Source organism: Vibrio sp. H11 (assembly GCF_004804295.1).
Lineage (GTDB): Bacteria > Pseudomonadota > Gammaproteobacteria > Enterobacterales > Vibrionaceae > Vibrio > Vibrio ostreae.
In genome coordinates, this window is the sequence record NZ_SSHN01000001.1 from 414,777 (window position 1) to 439,694 (window position 24,918).

General features: G+C 45.0%; 16 protein-coding genes. 13 read left to right on the forward strand and 3 right to left on the reverse strand.

Annotated features, from left to right (window positions below):
* Window positions 1–390: 390 nt before the first annotated feature.
* Complete coding sequence (gene nagK / locus E6C74_RS02130; protein ID WP_136482907.1) at window positions 391–1,338, reverse strand: N-acetylglucosamine kinase; 948 nt, start codon at window positions 1,336–1,338, stop codon at window positions 391–393.
* A gap of 618 nt (window positions 1,339–1,956) precedes the next feature.
* Between nagK and E6C74_RS02135 the strand changes: the two genes are divergently transcribed.
* From E6C74_RS02135 to E6C74_RS02170, 8 genes are all read left to right on the forward strand, one after another.
* Window positions 1,957–3,966 carry a methyl-accepting chemotaxis protein gene (locus tag E6C74_RS02135; protein ID WP_136482909.1) on the forward strand — a complete coding sequence of 670 codons (2,010 nt, stop codon included), beginning with the start codon at window positions 1,957–1,959 and terminating at the stop codon, window positions 3,964–3,966.
* A gap of 205 nt (window positions 3,967–4,171) precedes the next feature.
* Window positions 4,172–5,179 carry a LacI family DNA-binding transcriptional regulator gene (locus E6C74_RS02140; RefSeq protein WP_136482911.1) on the forward strand — a complete coding sequence of 336 codons (1,008 nt, stop codon included), beginning with the start codon at window positions 4,172–4,174 and terminating at the stop codon, window positions 5,177–5,179.
* A gap of 17 nt (window positions 5,180–5,196) precedes the next feature.
* Entirely contained in the window at window positions 5,197–6,441 is a 1,245-nt protein-coding gene (locus E6C74_RS02145) for an extracellular solute-binding protein (protein ID WP_136483188.1), read from the forward strand.
* A gap of 56 nt (window positions 6,442–6,497) precedes the next feature.
* Window positions 6,498–7,484, forward strand: coding sequence for a sugar ABC transporter permease (locus E6C74_RS02150; RefSeq protein ID WP_136482913.1), 987 nt, complete (start codon window positions 6,498–6,500; stop codon window positions 7,482–7,484).
* 1 nt (window position 7,485) lies between these two features.
* Entirely contained in the window at window positions 7,486–8,382 is an 897-nt protein-coding gene (locus E6C74_RS02155) for a carbohydrate ABC transporter permease (protein ID WP_206208363.1), read from the forward strand.
* A gap of 20 nt (window positions 8,383–8,402) precedes the next feature.
* The gene (locus E6C74_RS02160) at window positions 8,403–9,752 is read left to right on the forward strand and encodes a GH1 family beta-glucosidase (RefSeq protein ID WP_136482915.1); all 1,350 of its coding nucleotides are present in this window, start codon (window positions 8,403–8,405) and stop codon (window positions 9,750–9,752) included.
* Entirely contained in the window at window positions 9,752–10,843 is a 1,092-nt protein-coding gene (ugpC, locus tag E6C74_RS02165; RefSeq protein WP_136482917.1) for a sn-glycerol-3-phosphate ABC transporter ATP-binding protein UgpC, read from the forward strand. Before E6C74_RS02160 ends, ugpC begins: the two co-directional genes overlap by 1 nt.
* Window positions 10,844–10,924: 81 nt before the next feature.
* Entirely contained in the window at window positions 10,925–13,339 is a 2,415-nt protein-coding gene (locus tag E6C74_RS02170; protein WP_136482919.1) for a glycosyl transferase, read from the forward strand.
* Window positions 13,340–13,371: 32 nt separating this feature from the next.
* Here the strand turns inward: E6C74_RS02170 and E6C74_RS02175 are convergent, their stop codons facing one another.
* Window positions 13,372–14,319, reverse strand: a complete 948-nt coding sequence (locus E6C74_RS02175; protein WP_136482922.1) for an aldose 1-epimerase — start codon at window positions 14,317–14,319, stop codon at window positions 13,372–13,374.
* 66 nt (window positions 14,320–14,385) lie between these two features.
* Between E6C74_RS02175 and E6C74_RS02180 the strand changes: the two genes are divergently transcribed.
* Together E6C74_RS02180 and E6C74_RS02185 are read left to right on the forward strand one after the other, a co-directional pair.
* Window positions 14,386–17,466: a GH116 family glycosyl hydrolase gene (locus tag E6C74_RS02180; RefSeq protein ID WP_136482924.1), complete on the forward strand. Its 3,081-nt coding sequence runs from the start codon at window positions 14,386–14,388 to the stop codon at window positions 17,464–17,466.
* Between the two features lie 110 nt (window positions 17,467–17,576).
* Window positions 17,577–18,596: a substrate-binding domain-containing protein gene (locus E6C74_RS02185; RefSeq protein ID WP_136482926.1), complete on the forward strand. Its 1,020-nt coding sequence runs from the start codon at window positions 17,577–17,579 to the stop codon at window positions 18,594–18,596.
* Window positions 18,597–18,667: 71 nt separating this feature from the next.
* Here E6C74_RS02185 and E6C74_RS02190 read toward each other — a convergent pair whose 3' ends face one another.
* Window positions 18,668–21,007: a glycoside hydrolase family 9 protein gene (locus E6C74_RS02190; RefSeq protein WP_136482928.1), complete on the reverse strand. Its 2,340-nt coding sequence runs from the start codon at window positions 21,005–21,007 to the stop codon at window positions 18,668–18,670.
* 543 nt (window positions 21,008–21,550) lie between these two features.
* On the opposite strand from E6C74_RS02190, the gene E6C74_RS02195 reads away from it, so the two are divergent.
* The 3 genes from E6C74_RS02195 (at window position 21,551) to E6C74_RS02205 (ending at window position 24,778) form a co-directional block, all read left to right on the forward strand.
* Complete coding sequence (locus tag E6C74_RS02195; RefSeq protein WP_168796930.1) at window positions 21,551–22,162, forward strand: family 16 glycosylhydrolase; 612 nt, start codon at window positions 21,551–21,553, stop codon at window positions 22,160–22,162.
* A 38-nt stretch (window positions 22,163–22,200) separates the two neighbouring features.
* The gene (locus E6C74_RS02200; protein ID WP_136482932.1) at window positions 22,201–23,421 is read left to right on the forward strand and encodes a putative glycoside hydrolase; all 1,221 of its coding nucleotides are present in this window, start codon (window positions 22,201–22,203) and stop codon (window positions 23,419–23,421) included.
* Window positions 23,422–23,587: 166 nt separating this feature from the next.
* The gene (locus tag E6C74_RS02205) at window positions 23,588–24,778 is read left to right on the forward strand and encodes a carbohydrate porin (RefSeq protein WP_136482934.1); all 1,191 of its coding nucleotides are present in this window, start codon (window positions 23,588–23,590) and stop codon (window positions 24,776–24,778) included.
* Window positions 24,779–24,918 lie beyond the last annotated feature (140 nt).

Genomic DNA, 24,918 nt, shown 5'->3' on the forward strand with positions numbered 1-24,918 from the left:
ACTGAATAGAGTTGTTTTCTTACAACATTTAGGGACAAGTTATGTCCGTTCGAAATCTGCGTAAACCATCCGTAACAAAAATGTGTACAAGTTTGCGATTCCTAAAAATCGACGTATCATTTTGTGTGAAAGTTCTTTAGAACGAGATTGTTGTTATCATCTCGAATACGCTAAGGACGTTATATCATTCCCATCACAATCCGAAGGTTTCTATTATTCTTCAGGTAACAAGCTTTATCCTTACACTCCTGATTATCTAGCACTCACCCGATTTGTGGTTATCAGCAGGATCAGACTCTCACGATTTCGATCCCGATCAATTGATTACACAATCAATTGTTTCTAAAGCCAACTTTTTACCGTTGGCTTTTTGAATCTAATCATGAGTGACTATACTGCTGAGGCGGCTGATTCAGAATGACTCGCTGAGCGGAGATTCAAAAATGCCGCGCCGCGCACCCCTCCGGCATCGCCGTGTTTAGCCTGAACGATTCTAGGGCACTGAGCTATAGGTAACAGATACTTCGGGATACGCTTAGGCAGTTCATCATAAATAAGACTGAAGTTGGATAAACCGCCGCCGAGCACCACTACGTCTGGATCGTTCGCCGTAAAAATATTGGCGAAACAAATGGCCAACAGTTCCATAAAACGCTCAACGTGTCGCTGTGCACTAATCTCGTTTTGTTGGAACCCATGGATGATATCGACTGCCGAGCGTTGTTCACCAAAGTAGTGTTGATAAAGTAGTTCAAACCCCCGCCCAGATAAGTAGTTATCCATGCAGCCCTTTTTGCCGCAGCCGCAACTGAGTAACGGTGCTTGTTCCGCCCCAAGGTGGAACCAGGCATCGACCGGTATTCGCATGTGGCCGACTTCTCCGGCAACGTGGTTATGACCAGAAATAATCTGACCGTTATAGACAAAACCACCACCAAACCCCGTACCTAAAATCAGTCCCAGAACGGACCGAGTCTGTTTTAGTTCTTCATCCCAGGCCTCTGATAGTGCAAAACAATTAGCGTCATTTTCAATTTTGACCTGACGGCCGATCGTTTCCTCAAGATCGGTGCGTAGCGGCTTGCCATTGGCGGCTGGGATATTTACCGTAAGTACGGTACCGCTCAGTGCATCTTCCATGCCGGGCAAGCCAAGGCCAATGCTGCCCTTGACATCGAATTGCTGATCATACTTAGCCACCAGACCAGTGATGGTCTCCAGCAGTAATGCATAATCGTGTGTCGGGGTCGTGACACGTTCGGTGGCAATCCGTTCAAGTTTATCGTTGAATGCACCAAACTCGATTTTGGTCCCACCGACATCAAAGCCATAATACATCTGATTATCTCCTGATACAGGGTCTGTTTCAGGTACCAGCCAGTCATGACGAGTGCACCCAATCCAGATAAAAATGAAGACATAAATAAGGATACTATCCGTAATCGCACAGGTTCATTAATAGGGGGTGATATGTCCTGTCAGGTCATAATAAATCAGAACCCTGGCAGTTGGATACGGATAGTATAATCATCATGCCTTGTTTTAATATATTTCTACCCAAATATCAATGTAATAATCTGATAGTGATAAATAGCAGTAATGTTAATTACGGATAGTTTCGTTGAAATTTTCATCTATTTGAATGTTTTCATTTGTTGATTTTTATATGGAAGTTTATTGTTTGCTATTGGCAGTGCTATTTTGGGTGTAATCCAGATTTGAGATGATTTCTTTGTTTTAACTTATTGATATTTATAGTTTGCTTTTTGTCTTTCTATTTTTATGTTTTTGCATTGAACAATTGTGAAATACCAGGTGGTTTTCATTATTTTCATAGACATAATATTGTTGTTTTTATGGGTGTTTAAAGTTAATCACAACATGTTTGAGTAGGTGTCTACAGATACCTTTACTTGGATGCCAATTTTATTTTTAGCCATATTGTAGAGTTGTAATATGTTATTGGGTTCGATTGTCTCTAGAGTGTATCTTGGATTTTTCCTGATTATTTTTATGATGTTATTTCTGGCCGGGGTGTTACTAAAGAGTAACAAGGAAGTGAATTCCAGTTTGGCGTTTATGGTACAAGAATCTACCCCTTTGATGCTCCATTCCGGAGAGCTTAAAACCAGTTTGCTCGATATTAATCGCCACCTGGACGCATATTTGTTTTCTGTCTACTGGGATGAACTGGAGGGAGTGAGCCAAGTTATTGATGCAAAAATCGCCAGCCATAACAGTCTCCTTGAATGGTTTGAGGATGTCGCGGTTCAGGATCCCCGGGTGGACGACGTACTTGCGAAAATAAAGCAAAAAACTAAAAATAGCTTTATTGATATCAATGAGATAGTACAGAACTATGCACATTATCTTGAGCTGAAAGAACAAGCTATGCATCAGCAGTCTCTGTTTCAATCGCTGGCGATGCAGTTAAATAGCAACCTGTTGGGTAATCTGGCAGTAACCAAACAAGATGATAAACGCCAAGTGGTGGAGAGGCTTCTTACTCAAGTGGGGATAATTGTCGGAGAGATGAATGAAGCGTTTGCGTTGCAAGACGTAATAGAAACTCGTGCGATAGGGCGGCGCTTTGACCAGCGCAAACAACGATTTGATAAAGCGGTACTTGAGTTTAAATCTCTGGTCCCCTCTTTTTATCAGCAAAGCGAAACTTCGTTAAGTTTATTTCAGCAGCAATTGTTTTCTGCAATGGGTGCACTCGCACAGCATGTCGCTGTTGTTGAGCTTTACGACACGTTACAGCAGCAAAGAGAACGCTTGAGAGAGCAAATAAATGCTCAATTAGAAACAATCGATAGCTTGTCGGATTACGCGGCTTCTTCCGCTAAGTTACGTTATGTCGAAGCCGCAAATCAGGCTGATAGGACGTTAAGCACCCTCATCCTGATGTCATCGCTCTGTGTCGTGTTTGCGTTGTTTATTGGCATCCATATTGCGAACTTGATTCGCCGTCCAAGCAAAAACCTGCTGCAGGTTCTCAATAAGGTCTCTGCAAAAGACTTGACCGAAAAAATCAAGCTATCTACCCGTAATGAGCTAGGTTATGTGTCAGCCCAGGTCAATGTCGTAATCGACGACTTGGCCCATATCATCAGGCAGATAGGTAACGCCGCCACACAGTTGACTCATGCTTCGTTACAAAATCAGCAAACGAGTGAAGGGCTCAAGCTGACCATTGCGGAACAAACATCGCAAACGGCTTTGATAGCGACAGCGATGGAGGAAATAGAGTCAGCGGTCAACGATATTTCTTGTTCCGCCAATCAAACGTTATCCATTGTGACTTCGGCAGTCTCAGATTCTACTTATGGTCAACAATCAATGATAAGTAATGTCGAGCTGTTAAATCTACTGTCACTCCGTCTGAATGAGACCACGCAGACGATTCATCAGCTGAACTGTGATTCTGAGGGCATTGATTCAATTCTGGATGTTATTTCCGGTATTTCTGAACAAACCAATTTATTAGCGCTCAATGCGGCGATCGAAGCGGCGAGAGCTGGAGAACAGGGACGGGGATTTTCTGTGGTTGCGGATGAGGTTCGCGTACTTGCGGCAAAAACTAATATCAGTACCAAAGAAATTCAATCCAAAATAGAGCAACTGCAAACTCGTGCCAGTGAAGCGGTTCAGCAAATAACAGCGTGTGTGGGTGATATGGCTAGCTGCATTAGCCAGACGGACAGCGTCAATTTATCATTGCGTCATGTGCATGCCCTGTTGAACCAGATCGAAGATCGCAGCCACCACATTGCTGCTGCAACGACTCAACACCAATCGGTTGCAAAAGAAGCGACAAACCATGTCAACCACATCCAGGTATTAGCCGAGCAAAATTTACTTCGCGCCGAGCAATTAACGGCTCACAGTCAAAGTCTGGAGCAGATGGCAGAGCATCAGTCACAATTAACCGAGCAATTTCAGTTGCCTATAAAAATACAATAGATTAAATCGCAACGGATGTTTAGCAGGTCAATTCTTCAGCTAGAGGTTATGAAAGTCTTTCATGATATGAAATGAAACTGTTGGAGTTTTCAATTTTTATTGTATTGCTTGTTGTAAGCCTGGGTTCGCCGTGATGAATCTCACAATCCACGGAGACAGGATCCGAAATACTCTGTCTGTAAGCGATTTCAAGCATGAGGTTCTTTTGGTCACGATTAAGCATGTATCAGAACTTGCAGGTGTTTCCCAAGCAACGGTTTCAAGAGTGGTCAACGGGACAACGCGCGTAAGTCACGATAAGAAATTGAAAGTTGAGAAAGCGATTAAAGAGCTTGGATATCGACCTAATTCAATAGCTCAGGCGTTAGCATCCAGCCGAACCGGTAGCGTTGGTGTCGTGGTGCCTGAACTGGGGGGCTCGTTCTTTTCAGGGATTTTGCAGAGTATCGAAGGCCATTTGCGCCGTTTAGGTTATCACGCCGTGGTTACCGCGGGATCTAACACCGAGCAAGGTCAGCGAGAGTCAGTCGAATTTTTACTGGGTCGTCGGGTGGATGCATTGATCCTGCATACTCAGCAGCTGTGTGATGATTATCTGATTGCGTTAGAAGCGAAAGGGATTCCGATAGTCCTTATTAACCGAGTGATACCGGAAATGCAGGCCAGTTGCATCGATATCGATAATGAAGAGGGAGCCAGGCTGGCCACTCAGTATCTATTGCAGAAGGGACACAAGCGCATTGCATGTATTACCGGTCCTTTGGATAAGTCCGATGCACGGGGGCGTTTGCAAGGCTACAGGCGCGCTTTAGAGGAGGCCGGGCTGGTATATAACCCGGCGATTGTTTCTGAAGCGAGTTTTACCGAAGAAACCGGAGTCAGTGCCATGCAGAAACTGCTGCGAAGAGGGCGGCATTTTACAGCCGTCTTTGCCTCAAATGACCATATGGCTTTTGGGGCGTTTGAAGTATTAAAAAGGGAAGGATTCTCGGTTCCTGAGGATGTTTCACTGGTGGGGTTCGATAATGTTCTGTTTGCTCGTTATCTCACGCCAGGCTTAACCACGGTCAATTTTCCAATCGAGGAAATGAGCATCGAGGCCGTACAGTTAACCATTCAAAAACTAAGTAAAAATAAATGCGATGTGAATTTCCAACTGTCACCAGTTTTGGTGGTGAGAAATTCCGTGAAGGATTTACTAAAAACGTTATAAATTATTAAGGATGTATGATGAAACTTAAGACTCTTCTGCTATCCAGCGCAGCGGCATTTGGGCTCGTTGCCACTGCGACTGCGGCCAATGAACCGATTCGCTTTGACGGATTCCCTGATTTCGACAGTAGCTTAAAAGTGCTTCTCCCCGACTTTGAAAAAAAGACCGGCATCAAAGTAGATTACCTGATGAATAATCATGGTGATCACCATACCAAGTTAACCACCAACCTCGCGACTGGGTCCGGTGCAGGGGATGTGATTGTGGTGGATGTTGAAAAAATTGGCCCTTTTGTCGCCTCTGGCGGGCTGGTCAATTTATCCAAACAGTATCAGGCCGACCAGTATGAAGAACGGTTCGCTCCTTATGCCTGGGCGCAAGGCAAGGGCGCGGATGGCGATATGTACGGCATTCCGGTCGATTTGGGGCCAGGTGTCATGTATTACCGCACCGATATCTTTAAACAAGCCGGGTTAGATATCAATGAAGTGCTCAAAAGTTGGGATTCTTATATCGCGGCGGGTGAGAAACTTAAGCAGCTGAATATTCAGCTTATTCCGTCAGCAGCTGACGTCGCTCAGGCGATTATTTTTACTACTGTGCCTGAGGGCGAAGGCCTTTACTTTGATAAAGACGGTAACCCGGTTGTCACCTCTGAGCGTTTTGTGAATGCGTTTAAAATCGCGAAAGAGATTCGCGATAAAGGGTTGGATGGTCGCATTCTGGCGTGGTCAAACGAATGGTACGAAGGTTTTCGTAAAGGTACATTCGCGACTCAGCTTTCGGGTGCATGGCTGCTAGGTCACTTGCAGAATTGGATTGCTCCGGAGACCAAAGGAAAGTGGGCCGTGTCACATTTGCCTAACGGAATTTATGGCAGCTGGGGTGGCTCCTTTTTATCGATACCAAAACAATCGTCACATCAGGATGAAGCTTGGGAATTGATTAAATATATGACGACTGAACGTGATGTCCAACTGAAACATTTTTCTACGATTGCGGCATTCCCTGCCAATACGACCACTTATGATGACGACATGTTTAAAGAGCATATTGAGTTTTTGGGTGGCCAACAAGCGAGATTACTGTTTGCCGAAGTGGCGAAAAATATCAAGCCTGTCCAGCCATCAAAAGGCGACCACATCGCTCGTTCCATTGTATTAGAAAATGCACTAATGGAAGTATTGGATGAAGATAAGGATATAAAAACGGCGCTTAAAGAAGCCGAACGTCTAATTAAGCGCCGTACGCGTAATCTATAAGAATCAGTGCTCAGGGAACCTTAAATTATCGGTTCCCTGGGCAAGAGGTCGTTATTATGAATTTCTCACAAAGTAAAACGATGGAAGGTGTATCGGATAAGCGTTTTTTTCATTTAAATTTGAAAGCGCTTACACCCTACGGTTTCTTGTTGCCATTTTTATGTATATTTTCCGTGTTTGGCATTTTTCCTTTACTGTTTTCGGTTTATCTTTCCTTTCACGCCTGGAATCCGGTGGAAGGTTTGGATGCAATGAAATACGTTGGGCTTGAGAATTATCAAGTAGCGCTTACCGACCCATGGCTGTGGCGCTCACTGAAAAATACCTTTTGGCTGGCAATTACATCGGGTGTGGCGCAGCATTTAATTGCGATTCCTGTCGCCTATATTCTCGTTTCTATGGGTGACCGTTTGCGTCACTGGCTTACCTCGGCGTATTTTTTACCTTATATTACCTCGACCGTCGCCGCATCACTGATATTTTTTAATATGTACTCACCCAGTACAGGCATTATTAACCAAACATTAGTTGCGCTGGCTGACAGCTCTTGGTTTGGTTGGGCTTTTGCGTGGGTGAATGATTTCCAGCCTATCCGCTGGTTGGATGATGCGACTCTGGTGAAACCTTCTATCGCGATTATGGTGTTCTGGAAATATACCGGTTTTAATATTGTCCTTTATACTACAGGTCTAATGACTATTCCTAAGGATATATTAGAAGCGGCACGCATGGATGGCGCCAATGCCTTCCGCCGTTTCTGGAATGTATCTTTACCTATGATCCGTCCTTTTATCTTCTTCGCTGTAACCATGACCATTATCGGTAACCTACAGCTATTTGAAGAACCTTTTGTTCTGACTCGCGGTACCGGTGGTACCGGCCAATCTGGACTGACCATTTCGATGTATTTGTACAAAGTGGGTTGGGAATGGCTCGAGATGGGTACAGCTTCGGCCATTTCCTGGCTGCTGTTTGCCCTGATTGCAACCTGTACCATGATTCAATTTTTCTTTTTTGGTAAGAAAGGCTTAGGGGAACAATAAGATGCCAGTTAACGCTCTTAACACTAATACTTCAGTGATGCTCGCATTAAAGCCAAGTGACAGGTCAGTTGAAGTTTTCACAAAAGTACTGTTGGTTATATTAGGTGTGATTCTGATCGTTTCTGCCATCGTAACGATATTTCCTTTTGTTTGGTCGGCATTGTTATCCACACGGGATCGGACGGAAATTTTTGGATCCGGGATTAGTTTTGCTATCGGAGACAGCCTGGCAATCAACTACGAGAAGCTAAAAGAAATCATGCCATTCTGGCAGGCGATGTTTAATTCAATTTATGTCGCTTTCCTTGGTACCACTATTTCGCTGTTGTTTTGTAGTATGGGTGGTTATGCATTTGGTGTATTTCAGTTCAAAGGAAAAAAACTGCTGTTTGGCATGTTGGTTGGTTCAATGATGATACCGCCGGTATTGAGCTTAATTCCTTACTTTATGATTATTAAGTTTATTGGTTTGTTGGATAACCATATTGCGGTTTGGCTGCCGTTTACTACAACTCCATTTGGTATTTTCTTGATGCGTCAGCATGTGGTGGCTTCTATTCCCAAAGAACTATTAGAGGCAGCTAAATTGGACGGTGCCGGACAGATAAGAACATATTGGAGTGTGGTGCTTCCCTTAATGAAGCCGGCATTGGCGACATTGGCCATTGTGCAGTTCGTTTTCTTCTGGAATATGTTTATGCAGCCGTTAGTGGTGTTGACGACGCCGGAAAATTACGTCATTACCCAGGCACTGAGAAGTGTTCAAGGCATCCCTAATACGCCGTGGGGAGCGGTGATGCTCGGTACGACAATTTCGATATTACCTCTGGTAGTTGCCTATTTGTTTGCTTCTAAACAGATGATCAGTGGTCTCACTTCTGGTGCGGTAAAAGGTTAGATTTTTTAAAGGTTAAGACAATGAATAAATATGAACTTCCTCAGGCTTCTCAGTTACGTAACAGAGATTTTGTATTCGGTGTCGCCACATCATCTTATCAGATTGAAGGTGGTGTGGCGGAAGGAGGGCGAACGCCATCGATATGGGATACCTTCTGCCGCAAGCCGGGTAAAGTCGACAAAGGGGATAATGGTGATATCGCTTGTGATCATTATCATCTGTGGAAACAAGATATTGAAATGATCGCCAGTCTGGGGGTCGATGCTTACCGTTTCTCTATTGCCTGGCCGCGTATCATGCCACAGGACGGGGTAGTGAATCAGGAGGGGCTGGACTTTTATGAGCAGATCATTAATGAGTGTCATGCACAGGGTATGCAAGTTTATGTCACTCTCTATCACTGGGATCTCCCTCAGTACTTAGAAGATAAAGGGGGATGGCTGAATCGTGAGACTGCCTATAAATTTGCTCACTATGCGGATGTCGTCAGTCAGTATTTTGGCAACAAAATCGACGTTTATACCACCTTGAACGAACCGTTTGTTGCTTCGTTTTTAGGATACCGCTGGGGGATTCATGCTCCGGGGATTGAAGGTGAGCGTGAGGGATTTTTAGCATCACACCACATGATGCTAGGACACGGATTAGCTATGCCTGTGTTACGTAATAACGCGCCAGCCTCGAAACATGGCGTAGTGTTTAATGCCTCACCGGCCTATCCCTATTCTGAACACGATCAGGGGGCTGCCGACTATTCCGACGCAGAGAACTATCACTGGTTTATTGACCCTGTTCTTAAAGGCGAATACCCGCGTCTGGTGGTTGAGAAAGAGTCGGCCTATATGCCGATGATTCTGCAAGGCGATCTGGAGATTATGTCTGCACCTGTTGATTATATTGGCATCAATTATTACACCCGAAATGTGGTGCGATTTAATGACCAGGGTGATATCGAAACGGTCAAGCAAAGCCAGAATGAACATACCTACATTGATTGGGAAATCTATCCACAAGGGTTAACGGATCTGCTGGTACGTTTAAAAGAGCGTTACCCGAATTTGCCGCCTCTTTATGTCACCGAAAATGGTGCCGCTGGTGATGACCAGTGCGTTGATGGTCACGTCAATGATGATCAGCGGGTGCGTTATTTCCAGCAACACCTTTGCGCGGTGGACGAAGCCATTCGGTCAGGGGTGCAAATTGATGGCTATTTTGCATGGAGTCTAATGGATAATTTCGAATGGGCATTTGGTTATTGTCAACGCTTTGGAATGGTTTACGTCGATTATGAAACGCAAAAAAGAACACTTAAACAAAGTGCTATTGCTTATCAAAATATGTTGTTAGAACGCACTGAGGAGAATAAGTAATGGCTCGAGTCGAATTCAGAAATATTCAGAAGTCTTTTGGTAATGTCGATGTGGTTAAACACTTTAACTTTACCGTGCAGGATGGCGAATTTGTGGTTTTTCTTGGTCCTTCCGGTTGTGGCAAATCAACCACACTCCGCATGCTGGCTGGTTTGGAAAGTATATCATCGGGCGATATCTATGTCGGCGACAAGTTGATCAATAAAGTGGACGCGAAAGACAGAGACTTGGCCATGGTCTTTCAAAGTTACGCGCTCTATCCGCATATGACCGTGTATGAAAACATTGCGTTTGCTCTCAAACTGAAAGGGATGAAGAAAGCGGATATTGATGTTGAGGTGCGCAAGGCGGCCAAGATGCTTGAGCTTGAGCCGCTGCTTGACCGTAAGCCGAAAGCGTTGTCGGGAGGTCAAAGGCAACGGGTCGCGATGGGACGAGCCATGGTGCGCACGCCCAAGGTGTTTTTATTCGATGAACCACTCTCGAATCTCGATGCTAAACTGCGCGGCGTGATGCGTGAAGAAATTAAGCAACTGCATCGTAAGTTAAAAACCACCACCATCTACGTGACTCATGACCAAATTGAGGCGATGACATTAGCGGATCGTATTGTCATTCTCAAAGATGGTTATGTGGCTCAGGTTGGCACGCCAACCGAAGTATTCCAACGTCCGGAAAATAAATTTGTGGCCCAGTTTATCGGTAATCCTTCGATGAATATGCTCGATGCCAAATTGAGCAGTGCCGGTCATGAGTTTTTGGTTGAATTGGGCGATGTTGCTATTCCGCTTCCGGATCGATTTAAAGCACATGCGTCGAAAAACTTGGCACTACATTTAGGGATCCGGCCCACAGATGTTCACTTACGTGCTGAACATATAGATCACGACCGTGTGTTACCGATTACGGTAAAAGTCATTGATAAAGAGCTATTGGGCGCAAGTATTCTGTTGAGAACAGAAATTGCCGGCCAACCTCTGATGGTAGAGACCCAGTCGGCAGAAGTGATGCAAGATGAGTTAACTCTCTATTTAGATCTGGATGCTATTCATTTATTTGATGCATTAAGTGAAAACTCTTTGGCCAGTTAATACGGTTCTTTAGAGCAATAAGATAAATGGAAAAATACTAAATAGCTTCTTCTGTTCGGGAAGAGGCTAGGGATAGTGACGATGAAATTTGGATATTTTGACGATAATAATAAAGAATATGTCGCAACCACACCTTGCACTCCGATTAAATGGTGTAATTACGTGGGCACGTTAAATTTTGGTGGTTTAGTGGATAGCAATGGCGGGGTGCTGCTTTGTAAGGGCGATCCTGCGCTCAACCGCATTACTAAATATATAGCTCAGTTGCCCAATTCGGATTTTAAAGGCTCGACGCTCTACTTGAAAGTACGGACCAAAGACGGTCAGGAAACCGTGTTCTCACCGTTTTATACCCCGACACTCAAGACGTTGGATAAATTTGAGAACCACACCGGCTTATCGTATACCACGATAGTGTCTGAGGCGTATGGCGTTCGCTGTGAAAGTACCTTTTTCGTACCGAGACAAGATCCGGTATTGCTGCAGGATATCAAAGTGACCAATATCTCGGATACAGAGCTGCACATTGATGTGGTTCCTGTATTTGAGTTCACTCACTTTGATGCACTTAAGCAGTTGGTGAATGCAGACTGGGTGCCTCAGACCATGATCGTAAAGGCGCACCCGCAGCAAAGTGGTCATACAGTGCTGGAGCAGTACGCCTTTATGAAGCGCGATTATGCGGTGAACCTGATGACGGCCGATCGTCCTGCCAGTTCATTTGATGGAGATCGTCAGCGATTTCTCGGCAATCGCGGATATGCAAGCTGGGCTGCGCCGCAAGCGCTGAATCAGCCGGAACTGACGAACAGCGAGTGCTTACGCGGTGATAACATCGGCGCTCTGAACCTGCGCATTGGTTGGTTGGCACCAGAACGTACCGAGCGTACCGTGGTGCAACTTACCCAAATGGAGAGTCTGGCCGCTGCTCAACCGTTACTGGATAAGTACCGCGACCATAGTGAGGTTGACCGCGCTTTTGCTGAGCTGGCAGAGTTCTGGCAGGATTATCTCGCGACGATCCAGGTTGAGACGCCTGATCCTGCGATGAACTCAATGCTCAATGTGCATAATCCGCGTCAATGTCATACCACCAAAAACTGGTCACGATATCTGTCACTTTACCAGTTAGGTTATGGCGCTCGTGGCATCGGATTTCGCGATTCTTCACAAGATATTCTTGGCGTCATTGCGCATATGCCGGATGAGGCACGGCAGTTTATTGAACGTCTGCTCTCGGTACAAAATATCGATGGCTCAGCGATGCATCAATTTTTTCCCTCAACCATGGAAGCGAATGGGGGTGATTCGCGCGAAGAAGAGGACCGTCCCGACTACTACGGTGATGACCACTTGTGGATCATTTATGCAGTGACTCAATATGTTAAAGAGACGGGCGACGCCGACTTCTTGAATAAAGTTATTCCTTTCTATCAGAAAGATAAGCAAGGCAATGCGATTGAATCGGCGACAGTATGGCAACATTTGTGCCGTGCGATAGCGTTTACTCAGGCTAACACCGGCCAGCATGGCTTGCCGTTGCTTGGTTTCGCAGATTGGAACGATACCGTCAATTTGCCGACCGGGGCAGAATCACTGATGGTTGCCAATATGTACGGTAAAGCGCTGTTAGATATGCTTGATTTGTGCCAATTGCGGGACGAAGTGTCATTGGCAGAGCACTATCAGGCGCAGTACACACATATGCAACGGATTGTGAATCAATGTGGTTGGGATGGGCAGTGGTTTGTGCGTTATTTTGATGAAGAGGGAGCGCCTATTGGTTCTCATCGCAATCAGCAAGGACAAATTTACACCAATGGCCAAAGTTGGCCGGTTATTTCCGGGTTCGCGACTGCGGAGCGCGCGCGCCAGGCCCTCGATTCTGTTTATGCAAAACTCAATACTGCGCACGGGATTAAATTGTCGACCCCTGGTTACCAAGGGTTTGATCCTGATCTTGGCGGCGTTTCTACCTATCCGCCCGGGGCGAAGGAAAATGGCGGCATATTCTTACATTCCAACCCATGGGTGATGATCGCTGAAGCCAAAATGGGTAATGGTGACCGAGCTTACGAGTACTACCGCCAAATCAACCCGGCTTCAAAGAACGATCAGATAGAGGCTTTTGAATCGGAGCCGTACTGCTATCCGCAAAATATCCTGGGTGATGAGCATCCACAATTTGGTTTGGGACGTAATGCCTGGCTGTCGGGTACCTCCTCGTGGACCTATATCGCGGGTACGCAGTGGATCTTGGGCATCCGTCCAGACATTGATGGTCTGGTGATTGATCCTTGTATCCCGACGGATTGGCCCGAGTTTAAGGTTTGTCGCCAATTTCGCGGTGCACGTTACCACATCCATGTCGTTAATCCGCACCAAGTCAGTAAAGGCGTTGCCGAGATGCAAGTGGACGGGGTTACAGTGCAAGGCAATAAAGCACCGATCTTCACCGAAGGGGAGCACCACATTCAGATCGTACTAGGTGAATAAGTAAAGGGCACCTGAGTGCCCTGACGATGTGATTAATATGGTTTGTAGATAGCCTGGCACTGCCAACGGAAGCTTTGCTGCTGATGCGGTGCCAGGTGTATCAAACCCAGTTGATTGTTAAAGGCATCGGCGGGACAGGTCATGGGTTCAATCGCAATCGATGATTCATCACTTGGTGTGTAGAGTTGAAGGTAGGGATAATTCGAGTCTTGTTGATAAAGCAGTGCAGCGCGTTGATCGTGGCGCTGCAGAGCCAAATCAATCGATTGATCCCCTTTGAATAAAAAGCAGTGATTGAGGGACTGATCGTTAAGAGTTGCGCCCTCGACAAAGCGAGAGCAGGGTTGTAAGTCTCCGCTGGGAAGATCGTCCACATGCTTGACCTCGTGGCAGGCCGGCATGGTCAGGGTACATTGGTTAAGTGGGACTCCCAGGGCAAAATAAGGATGCCATGCGTCTCCGAACGGCAAGGAACATGAACCGTCGTTTCTGACCGTTGTGGTGCAGCTTAGTAAGCCATTAAGCTGTAGTAGGTATCTGATATCAATCTGAAATGCGAAAGGATAACCGGGGTGTAGGCAATCCGTGTTGAAGCGAAGCGTGATTTGGGCGTATTGCTCCGTGGCTTGTGAATCCACCAATTGAAAAGGCTGATTATAGAGTAACCCATGCACAGCGTGCTGCGACCATGAGAAGTTGGCGGGTAATTGATAGTGTTTACCTGCGTATTGATAGCGGCCATGTTTGAGGCGATTAGGAAAAGGAAACAGTTTTGCACTGCGGGAATAATAGGGATGTGTGTGGAGTAATTCATCACTATTTTGATAACCGGATATAAATGAGAATGGACTATGGTTACCGATAAATTTATTTATCATCGCACCAAACCCACTGATTATATTTAGCTCTATTCCATGATTAGGGTTGGTTATGATAATGTTTTCCAGTAATCCGAACTGGTGTGTGTTTATTTTAAACATTGTTAATATCTCCATTTTTATCGATATTAACAATTGGTATTAATTATTCAATATTGGACTTCGATTATGATAAATAAAATTCCATATACAAGCTATTCAGGTTGGTCGAGCCAACTCAGCAGTAAAGGTGAGGCAGTTGAATTTCTCCAACCTTGGTACACACCCATATCAACCACCCCGGAAAATACCGGTATGGCTGTGGGCGGAATAGGTTCGACATTTACCTTGACGCCGCAGGGTACTACACCGAATTTTAGTTTTATTCCGGGTATCTATGTGGATAGCTCAGAAGAAAAAATCAATTTTAATGATTTTTATATCTCCGTGATGGATGCTCCAGAAATCGATAATCTTGATATTAGTAATCTGGCTGATCTGCAACGATTCAATGAATTTTATCCAGCTAGTTTTTGCGGTAAGAGGTTAGTGGTTGATGATATCCCGCACACATTAGAACGAATTAGAACCGCACTGAAGAGTTTAGATTTTTATCTGGATAACCAAGAGGCATTTTCTCGTTGGAATATAGCTTTTACTGACCATACTCAACGTTTGATTGAATTGGAACCTAGAGGGTTAAATACTCAGGTGTCGGTGGCAATAGACTTTTTTAATGGTCTGATCATTAATCAATCAGCGCGTGCATTAGCACTGTCGCCACACGGTTTGGGTAGTATTTCCTCAGTGAATCCTGATGCCATTCACTATCAGGCTTTGTACCCCCTGGCTCAGTACCAATATCACAGTTTTGATAAGATACGCGTTGAGCGCAACGTTGTTTCTCCTATTGTGAAAGGTGATAAAAAACTGTGTTCTTTGCCAGTGCACTGGAATCAGTTTACGTTAACCAACGATTCTGAGAAAACGCAGCGGATTGTATTAGCCCAGCCTTTAGAAAACCTGATAGGTTCTACTTATCAGAAACTTCGTCATGGGATGCAGGATTCGGCCTGTCGCTTAGTGCGGAATACGATAAAACAGTGCCACTCCGGCAAGGCAATACACAGTGGTGATGACCGCTTCGTTGGTGTGAGCCTATGCAGTGACTCACCGTATCCCGCTGACATCGAAGGCGAGATGCTGTATGGAGCGGTGGTGAACAGCGCAGATGTGCAATCAGGCAAAGTCGTTGTGTCAGTCAAACCTTCTGTCTATATGGCAAAGTTAGAGCAAGAGTTGATTGCATCACTCAATACTGGTCGTACCAATGCGCATTTTGACGCGGGTACCTACAGTGGCCGAGAGCCGCTGGCAGCCTTGGTCGTGGTTCAAATCGAATTACAACCCGGTGAAACATTCGATCTGCGTTTTTTACAGATCATGGATCACAGTAAAATCTGGTTAGATGACTGGCGCTCAGAAAAAGCGTATTGCCAGTTTTTTACTGAAAAAGAACGCGCCACTCGGATTGCAGAGGAAGTCTTGCCTCAACTGAAGGAGATTGAAGCGCGGATAGTTCAGCAACAAGTCGAGTTACTGGATTCTGCAACCCGGCAGATACAGGATGCGTCATGTGCCACGCGATTTGCCACCATGGCGATGAATACCCTTTCTTTTCTTGCTGAATCAACAGTGTGGGATCGAAACGATCGTTTTTTAGTCAAAGAGTGTGTGGATTATCCGTTTTTTAACTCCCTCGATGTTTACTTCTATGGTTCATTTGCGATTTTATACCTGCTACCAGAGCTTGATGGCAAGGTCATGGAGGCTTTCGCTCAGGCTATTCTGACCCAGGAGGAGACGCCGCGCCGCTATTGGGAGTATGCGGATAGACCCTACGCTGACTTAACGGATCACAAATATGCAGGCGTGCGGGCGGAGTATGGTGCCGTTATTCATGATTTAGGCAGTCCTTTTGACATTAAGCCTGATGCGTATCACTGGCACAATGTGAAAGAGTGGAAAGATCTCGCACCGAAATTCATTTTAATGGTTTACCGTCATTATCAGCAGACAGGTAATAAACACGTCGTTGAGGCCTGCTGGCCAGCAGTGCAAGAGAGCATCAACTATCTGTCCTCTTTGATCGAGGAAGGTGATAGCCTGCCTTTGGTACATGGAACCGATGATACCTTTGACAATCTATCCTCACATGGTATCGCGATTTACTGTGCAAGTTTATGGGCAGCGGGACTCAGAGTGGCCGGCTATTTAGCCGACATCATGGGTGAGCATACTCTGGCGAAGGCATATCAGCAGCGTTCGGAGACATCGCTCGCGATATTGGAACAAAGTTTGTGGGATGAGCGGCAAGGATATTACCACTTCTATGCTACGCCTATCCAAGTGAATCACCTGACCGGAAAGGATTTCCAACCATTAGCAGCGCTGGGACTTCGTCTGTGCGGAGATAAAGTTGCCGATAAGCAGCAATTAAATGATTATCTTAATCAGGTGGATGAAAACAGTCCGCTTTCAAAATATGAGCAGCGATTAACTAAGAAACAGCAGTTACTGGCGACTGCTCCACTGGCTTTTAGCCCTGAATACCAGGTGATGGTACTCGATTCAGAGAACAGTTTTGGTGATGCGCTAATTGCCGATACTTATTTGAAACTGATGGGGCTTGACGGACTTTTCGCTTCAGAAAGGGTGAGCCGGACACTGGATTTTATCTATCAAACCAACTTCCTAAAAAATAGTCCCCATCTTGGTGTGGCCAATATGACACTGGCCGACGGCAGTCCTGATGAGGCGTTTCAAGCACAAGACGTGTGGGGCGGAGTGCAGTTTAGTCTTGCCAGTGCGTTGAAATTATCCGGTAAAAAACAGCACGCAGAACACTTACTCAATACGGTGTATGAAACGCTTTACCTTTCGGCCAAGATTCCCTTTGCGGCTCCCGAGGGGTTTAACGGGTCATACCAGGTGACAACGCATGATCTGATGGACGTTTTATCGTTGCACGAGACGGATGCGCAAGACTGTTTATACCGGCTGAAAAACATCGATGCGCTCAGAGTTGACGGCCGCGTGAATCCCGATTTGCGTTTCAATAAAGCGGCCTTTGTTCAGGCGTTTGCTTTCGAGGGCATCGATAGTGATCGGATTGAAACACTTTATCAATGGCTAATCCGAAGTAGTATGAAATATACTGCCGGACGTTATTTCAGGCCAGGAATGATATTCGCCTACCTTTATTGTTAATTCTCAGATCGCAAAGGGTTGATTTTAATCAACCCTTTTCTCTTCACTAATCTATAAAGTTATGTTAGAAAAATTGATCAAAATCAGTTTTTAATGCCTCGGGTCTTCACATGGATAGAACAACAAAGAAGAAAGCGCCGACTGCCTACCAAGTAGCTAAAGTGGCTAATGTTTCGCCCAGTACGGTATCACGTTACTTTAACCGCACCTCATATGTCTCGAATGATAAATCGGAAAAAATAGAGGATGCGATCCGCTCGTTAGGCTATAAACCGCAAGTCTATGTTGATAAGTTAGTAAAAACACGCTCCCTGACTATCGGGGTTCTGGTGCAGAATCCAGACAGTCCTTACACGAGTAGTATTTTGATTGATATAGAGAAAGTCCTGGCTGAGCATGGGTACTCAATACTTATGTCGGTCAACAGTTGGCAGGAGAGGCTGGTTTCACACTCTTTAGACTACTTGCTAAAAAGTGATGTGGATGCCCTCATTATTATTTCTGGCAATGTGGATAAAAAACTGATCAAAAAGTGTGCTGATAAAATTCCTGTTGTCGCTGTTGGCTACAACATCGAAGGCGAGAATATCCAATCGATCGCGTTGGATAACATTATGGGAGGATACCTGGCGACGCTGCATTTAATTCAGCTGGGACACGTCAACATTGCTCATTTAAAAGGTTTACCGAATCATGAAGATGCCATCTCTCGATTTGATGGTTATAAAAAATCGCTGTTTGAGGCAGGAATTGAATTTAAGGAAAAACTGGTACTGGAAGGAGACTTTAGTATCAAAACAGGCTATGAAAAGACCGTAGAGCTCATTCAGTCTCAAGTCTATTTCTCGGCAATATTTGCGGCCAATGACCTGACGGCATATGGGGCTATAAAGGCGTTACACGATCACGGTTTAAAAGTGCCGGAAGACATTTCTGTGATTGGTTTTGATGATCTGCCTAGTTCGGCTTACTTTACGCCATCGTTGAGCACGTTGCGCCAGCCATTGGATGAAATAGGCGCTATAAGCGCACGATGCATATTAAAATTATTGTGTGGTGAGGTAGAAACCGTTCGTCTGCCGCCGATCAATTTGATTGCTCGGGAGTCCACTAAATCCCGCTATCGCTAGCAGAGATAAGAAAAAAGCCGAAAATGGTGTCTATTTTCGGCTTTGCCATTGAGATGTCACGGTTTCTCTATTTACTGCACAGCATCCACGCTGTCATCCAAGAAACTGACTGCCCAGAAGAATGGCGCATTCCAGTTGATGGTGATTTCATTCAAGGTCCAAGCTCCGATATCGTCCTTCCAGCAAGTCTGGCCGGTACATTTTCCTTTCATCGCGGATGCGACGGGATCACTGAAGCTGATCGAGTTCGGACCACCGGACATCACGCCAGGGGCTACCATAGGTGATTGAGGATCCGCGGCATGTGCCCAGAAGCGATGGTGTGGATTAAGCAATGGGCGACTGCCGTAGCCGGAAACATAAGATTGATCGAGCGGATTACGGCCTAAGATATAATCCATAGCGTCAATTATAGCGTTGATATACTTAGGATCCTTGGTGAAATCGTAAGCCAAACCTAAGAAGATACTGCGATTCATTAAATTGGAATTTGAACCCCATGGGTACTCTTTCGTATTGTAGGGAATACGATAGCCTTGTGTGGCAATGGACTGATAATATTTGTCTGCGGTTTGAATAATATTAGCGCGTGCTTTTTCAATATCTTGGGCCGGTAAGCTATTCGGTACGATGGCCAGGGTTAAAGTACCCGCGCTACTGACACCTTGCCAGTACAGATCTCCGGTCGAGTCTATATCTCCTTTCGGCGTACTTAAATAGTAAGGCGATGCTTGAATAAACTGTTTGTATTCTTCTTTACCGGTCGTAACAAATAACTCAGCGGCTGCCCAGTAAAACTCGTCAGCCAGCTGTGTATCATCGTACGGACCTGAGCCGGTGAAGTTGTCGTAAGCATAAATATTGTTGTGTTGCTTAGCGGCTTGCCACGCTTTTTCCGCTGCAGTCAGGCAGCGGTTAGCATAGTTGGGATCTGAGTCTTGCCATACTCGTGCACATTGCGCGGCGGTGGCAGCCAAGTTCAGTGTCGCTGCTGTGGTCGGATGGCTCAGGAAGCGTTCGCGAGGATCCTTGTGTGGAGGTAATGGCATACCGGTCCAGGCATCATCGGCAACCTTGTGAAAAACCATGCCGCCGGCATCAATTTGAGTCAAGGATAACTGGTCCAATTGCTTGGATTGATCACCTACAGGAACCCAAACGGAACTGTTTTCCGGCACTTGCATCGCCATTAAGAAGTCCGTCATCCAACGCGCTTCATCGAGAAGATCGTTGTTGCCGTTTTGATTTTCCGGGATTTTGACTTTACCGTCTTTAAATGCACTGAACTTGGTTGGGTGGGCTTGCTGCTCTCGTTCATAGTAGTTGGTCAGGGTCCATACAGAGATCCCGCCGTTGACCACATATTTGCCATGATCACCTGCGTCATACCAGCCACCGGTCACATCCAGGGTCAGGTTACAACCGGGCCACTGGTTGCCTTTGGCATCGGTTTGATTAAAGCAGGTCACCACTTCCGGCAGATGGCCCGCCGGACGTGCGAGATTAGCTCTTTGGACATACTCGGGAACAATCTCAATGCCGCTGCGTTGCTGATAGAAGAATGATAGCGCATCGTATTTCATATTGTGATAGAGGGTGTTGTCAATCGCAAAAGGATGGCTTCGACTGCCGTCGACTTCAAGAATGGCTTGATGAAGCGGTGTTTGAACCTGACTAAAATTAATCCATTGTACCTGCTCACCGGACGCGTTATTGGTGCCAAAGGGTGTGGTTTGTCCTTTGGCTACCACCTGCTGATTTTCATCCAACAGCTTCCAAGCGACGGGCGACGTGGCTTCAGTCGCCACGGTTGCGTATTTAGGTCCATGCACAAAATAGCCAACTTGGTTCACTCTCACGTCAGCCAGGTTGGTTTCTTTCACATATTCCGGGCCCGATAATTTCACGTCTTTGACACAGACAGTTGTCGGGGATTCGGTGCCCATTTGAAACTGTAATTGGACTTTGTCGTCATTATCTGCAGGCTTAAATGAAAACTGAAAAGGTTTAAGCTCTTGATTTAAAGAAATATCTTTGAGCAAATGAGTTGTGTATGGTGCACCATTGTGCTGCACGAGAGCCTTGACATTCGTTGCCTGCTTCGCCAGCGCACTGAATGTTAATTGGTAATCTTCGCCTTTTTGTAACGCCAGGCCCGATTGGCCGAGGATAACATCCCACGGATTTTGCCCTTGTTGGTTAAAGGTAATGCACCCCATGTTGTCATTTGCAGTCAGCTCCGCACCAGCCGCCCACCAGGAATCGGTGCCTTGTGAAAAGCTGCCATTGGTGAGTAGGTTTTCTCGGTGCTGGCTGGTACCAGCCGATGGCCCTGAATCGACGGCACAGCCACTCAGTCCAATAAAGCCACAACTGAAAAGAGTCACTATACATAAACGTTGTTTATTCATTATAACCTCTGGGATTGTTTAGCAGAAATAATAAGGGTTATCTATTCTGATGACCGTTATAACCTAAATATGCAAGGGTTTAATTAGGTCAATTCACTTAGAAATATAAGTATTTTGATAAAACGACATGTTGCTTAACAATGCAAGCGCTATTTTTTAAACTGTGAAGGTTACAGCTAATTAAATAAGCGATATAAAGAGGATTTTTAAAGATGAATTCATCTTTCAAGAAATCGTTTCATGACGTTTATGGAAGTGTGATTGAATTCATTTTTCTATTTATTTTCCGATAACTCAAATATGTTTTTATGGCTTAGATATAGAAAAAAAATTTTTAATGTCATTAAAGTTGACTCATCGGTCATAGGGACAAAGCTCGATAGTTAGAAGTAGGTGATTGTCATGCACAATGATCGAACGATACATGAGGTTTCATTATTAAGGATGAGGTTAACAATGATTACTACTTTTCGATGCAGTGTGTACGCCATATTACTCAATAGCTTGTTTGTTTCGTCTAGTTTTGCTTTGAATTGGAGTGGAATGAACTGGCAGGTATCAGACGGCTGGAAGAATGAAGGCAGTGAATTTGACTGTACTTGGCAGGCTAACAATGTTTGGCAAGAGGCTGATTTGTTAATTATGCACGCCAAGTCAGAATCTTACGGCAAGAGCTGTTCTGAAATTCGCACTTATGATTATGTCCGCAGGGGGCGCTATGAAGTGGAAATGCAGGCAGGTGCGGTGCCCGGAACCATCAGTTCATTTTTCACTTATGCGGGAGAATCTGGTACAGCGAGCCATTATGAAGTAGATATCGAATTGATGGGCGGGACCAACTTACTCCACACGAACGTATGGATTAGAGGTCAACAGTTTCCCGTTGATATCGATTTAGGTCAATATGGCATGTCAATCTGGAATATGGAGAAATATGCCTTTTCCATTGATGAGTATGGCGTGACGTGGGAGGTTTTTAGCCGCTATCAGAATAAATGGGTTCAAGTTCGAAGAGCGAGTACCAATGTGAGTAGCTATATGCAGCTATTTATTAATAACTGGATCAGTGCTAACCCTCAGTTCCCGCCAAGCTATTATAATGGCTCTCCAGCCTACGCTAAGTATCGTACAGTTAGATTTATTCCTTACGAATGAATGCGATTAAAAAATTGCCAATAATGAGAGTGTAAATAATGAATATAATAATTAAAAAGTCGGTTCTTTTCTCTTTATTCCCTCTGATCATTACAGGGTGTAAATTTGATAAAGAGATCGATCATCTGGACGTTCAACCAACGGAGCAATCAAAACTGTTGGGTGTGAATTCCCTCGGATCGGTATCTGCTTGGGTTCAATCAGAAAGTGACGGTTGGAATGTCAAGGAGGTCAGTGGTTCACCTGCCAGCATGACCGGTATCAATGCGGTGTTGATTAACAATAACGGGCAAAATGATACAGCCGACATACAGATTTCGGGTACTGGCAGTCATATTTTCATGCTCAAATCTGAATCGGCTATGAACCTGAGTCAGTATCAGTCCGGCTTTTTGCAATTTAAACTCCGAGCTAAAAGTGCTCTGCCGTCATCCATCGTGGTGTCAATTGATAACGAATGGCCAAACAGGAGCAGTTTGGTTGTTTCTGACGCATTAGAGGAATTAGCAGGGGGCGGGCAGTGGGAAACCCTGACTGTGCCAGTACAGTGTTTCCAACCTTTTGATGGTGCCACCGCAATTGATTTAACTAAAGTGGGGACGCCGTTTCATCTCGATGTCCAGCAGCCGTTTGATTACGAGATAACCGACGTAGAATATAGATTGAATGCGGGCACGGACTCCGTCCTGATTAGCTGTGGCTCAGATCCGGCTTCAAGTGGCGTTAATCAACCACCTGCTCTGCAAAGTACGGATATCGCGCTTTACTATTCCGGTGATAAAGCGCAGGCGCAAGATTACTCTTCTGTTTATCCATTGAATAGCTTTGGGTTTGATGTAGCAGAAAACAATCAAGTGATTCACGTTTCATCGTCTGATAATGGCGGCGTTTTTCTTGGAAGCGATAGTGCAGACAAGAATTTTTCTGCAGTTCAGGATAAGTTCATCAGCCTCGACCTGATGGTTAAGAGTTACGGAGAAACCAATGGTATCCAGCTTCGAATGGATGGGATTACTGAAGATTTCAATACATTCTTGACCCTGGATAATGCGATTTTACCCGCTGATAATGAATGGTATCGCTGTCAATTACCGATAGGCTCATTGATCCCACAAGGTAATCTGACTCAAGTTAGAAAAGCGCTATATCTGTCCGGGCCTTGGGATAGCATGAATAATTTGGATTTTTCCTTTACTAATGTTGCCGTCAGAAGCGAAGAGGAGGGCTATAACCCTTCATCCCCATGCGTAAAATTATAATTTTTTGAAATTTCACCATTTATAAGAATATCAATTCTTAATAGAAAAAAACATTAACTGATACAGTTAATGAGTGACATCGCTTTCTCTATAAATTTACTAATAAGTGTATTAATAGCGTTGTCAATTTTAAATAAAAATTACTGTCTAATAATAGGTATAAGAAATGAAAGCGTTAAAATTAATCTCTGCTTGTATTGCTTTGAGTTCTCCATTTTTATCCACCTCTACTCTTGCAGCAAATATAGAAGGTTTCAACTTTACCGGTTACGCTCGATACGGCGGTGCATTTCAAAATAGTGACGAAAAATTAGTAACCACGGCCGGAGCATTGAACGGCAATGCAACCGGTCGCCTAGGAAATGAAAACAACGGCGGAGAATTTGCCCTGTCGAGAACATTTACCAGTGATCAAGGGGCAAAATGGGACATCGTGGTGATGTTTGACCATTACTCTGATGAGTCCTGGGCCCAAAACGGCGGCGTGAAACTGAAAAAAGCTTATGCCAGTGTTACTAACTTCCTGCCTTCACAGCCAGAGTTGCGTGTCTGGGCGGGGCGTGACTTTCATCAGCGACCTCAAACGGATCTCAATGACTATTTTTGGATGACTCATGATGGTCAAGGGGGTGGTTTTTATAATCTGAACTTAGGTGGAGTAAAGCTTGACCTGGGAGGTATAGCGCAGGTTCAAGGCGATATGGTCGGAGACAGCGGTAAATATGGCATTACCTCGAAAATACACGGGATGCGGATTTTTGATAAAGCTGATCTGTCTTTCTATGCAAACTACGGCTTCGCATCTGAGAAAGCCAAAGAACAGCCTTATTATGATACCAAAGCTTATCAGTTGGCAGCGGATCTTTCGATGAATGGACATCAGTTATTATTCCGTTATTCGAATAATGCCAAAGATAGTGTGTTTGATCTGGTTGAAGATCAGGAAGCCTGGTTAGTGAGTTACAATGGTAAAACCGATTTTTCTGACAAAGCCGGAGTACAGTATTTAGCTGCTTATCAGTTCCTGGATGTCGCCGATTATAATGATCGAGCGAACTACAACGTAATTATCAGACCAACGTATGCGTGGGACAGTATTAATTCCACCTGGATTGAGGGTGGTTACAGCATCGTGGATTATAAAGATGTTGATGCCACAAACTCTTCATGGAAAATAACTGTTTCGCAAAACATTGCCATCGGCTCTCAAACTTGGGCACGTCCGATGTTACGTTTCTATACCACAGTGGGCAGTGCAGACAATGAATATGTTGGTTTTGATTCTGCCACGGGTGAAATGCAGTCAACTCGTCTCGATACGCTCACCTTCGGCGCCATGTTTGAAGCTTGGTGGTAAATGATATTGAACCATGAAGGTGGCTAGAACCAGCCTGATGTCATCGGCCGTGGTCAAGTTAAATCTGGCACTTGATCCCGGCCTAGTCTGCTCTATTGCTCAATACCGTTCCATTGCTCAATACCGTTCCATTGCTCAAT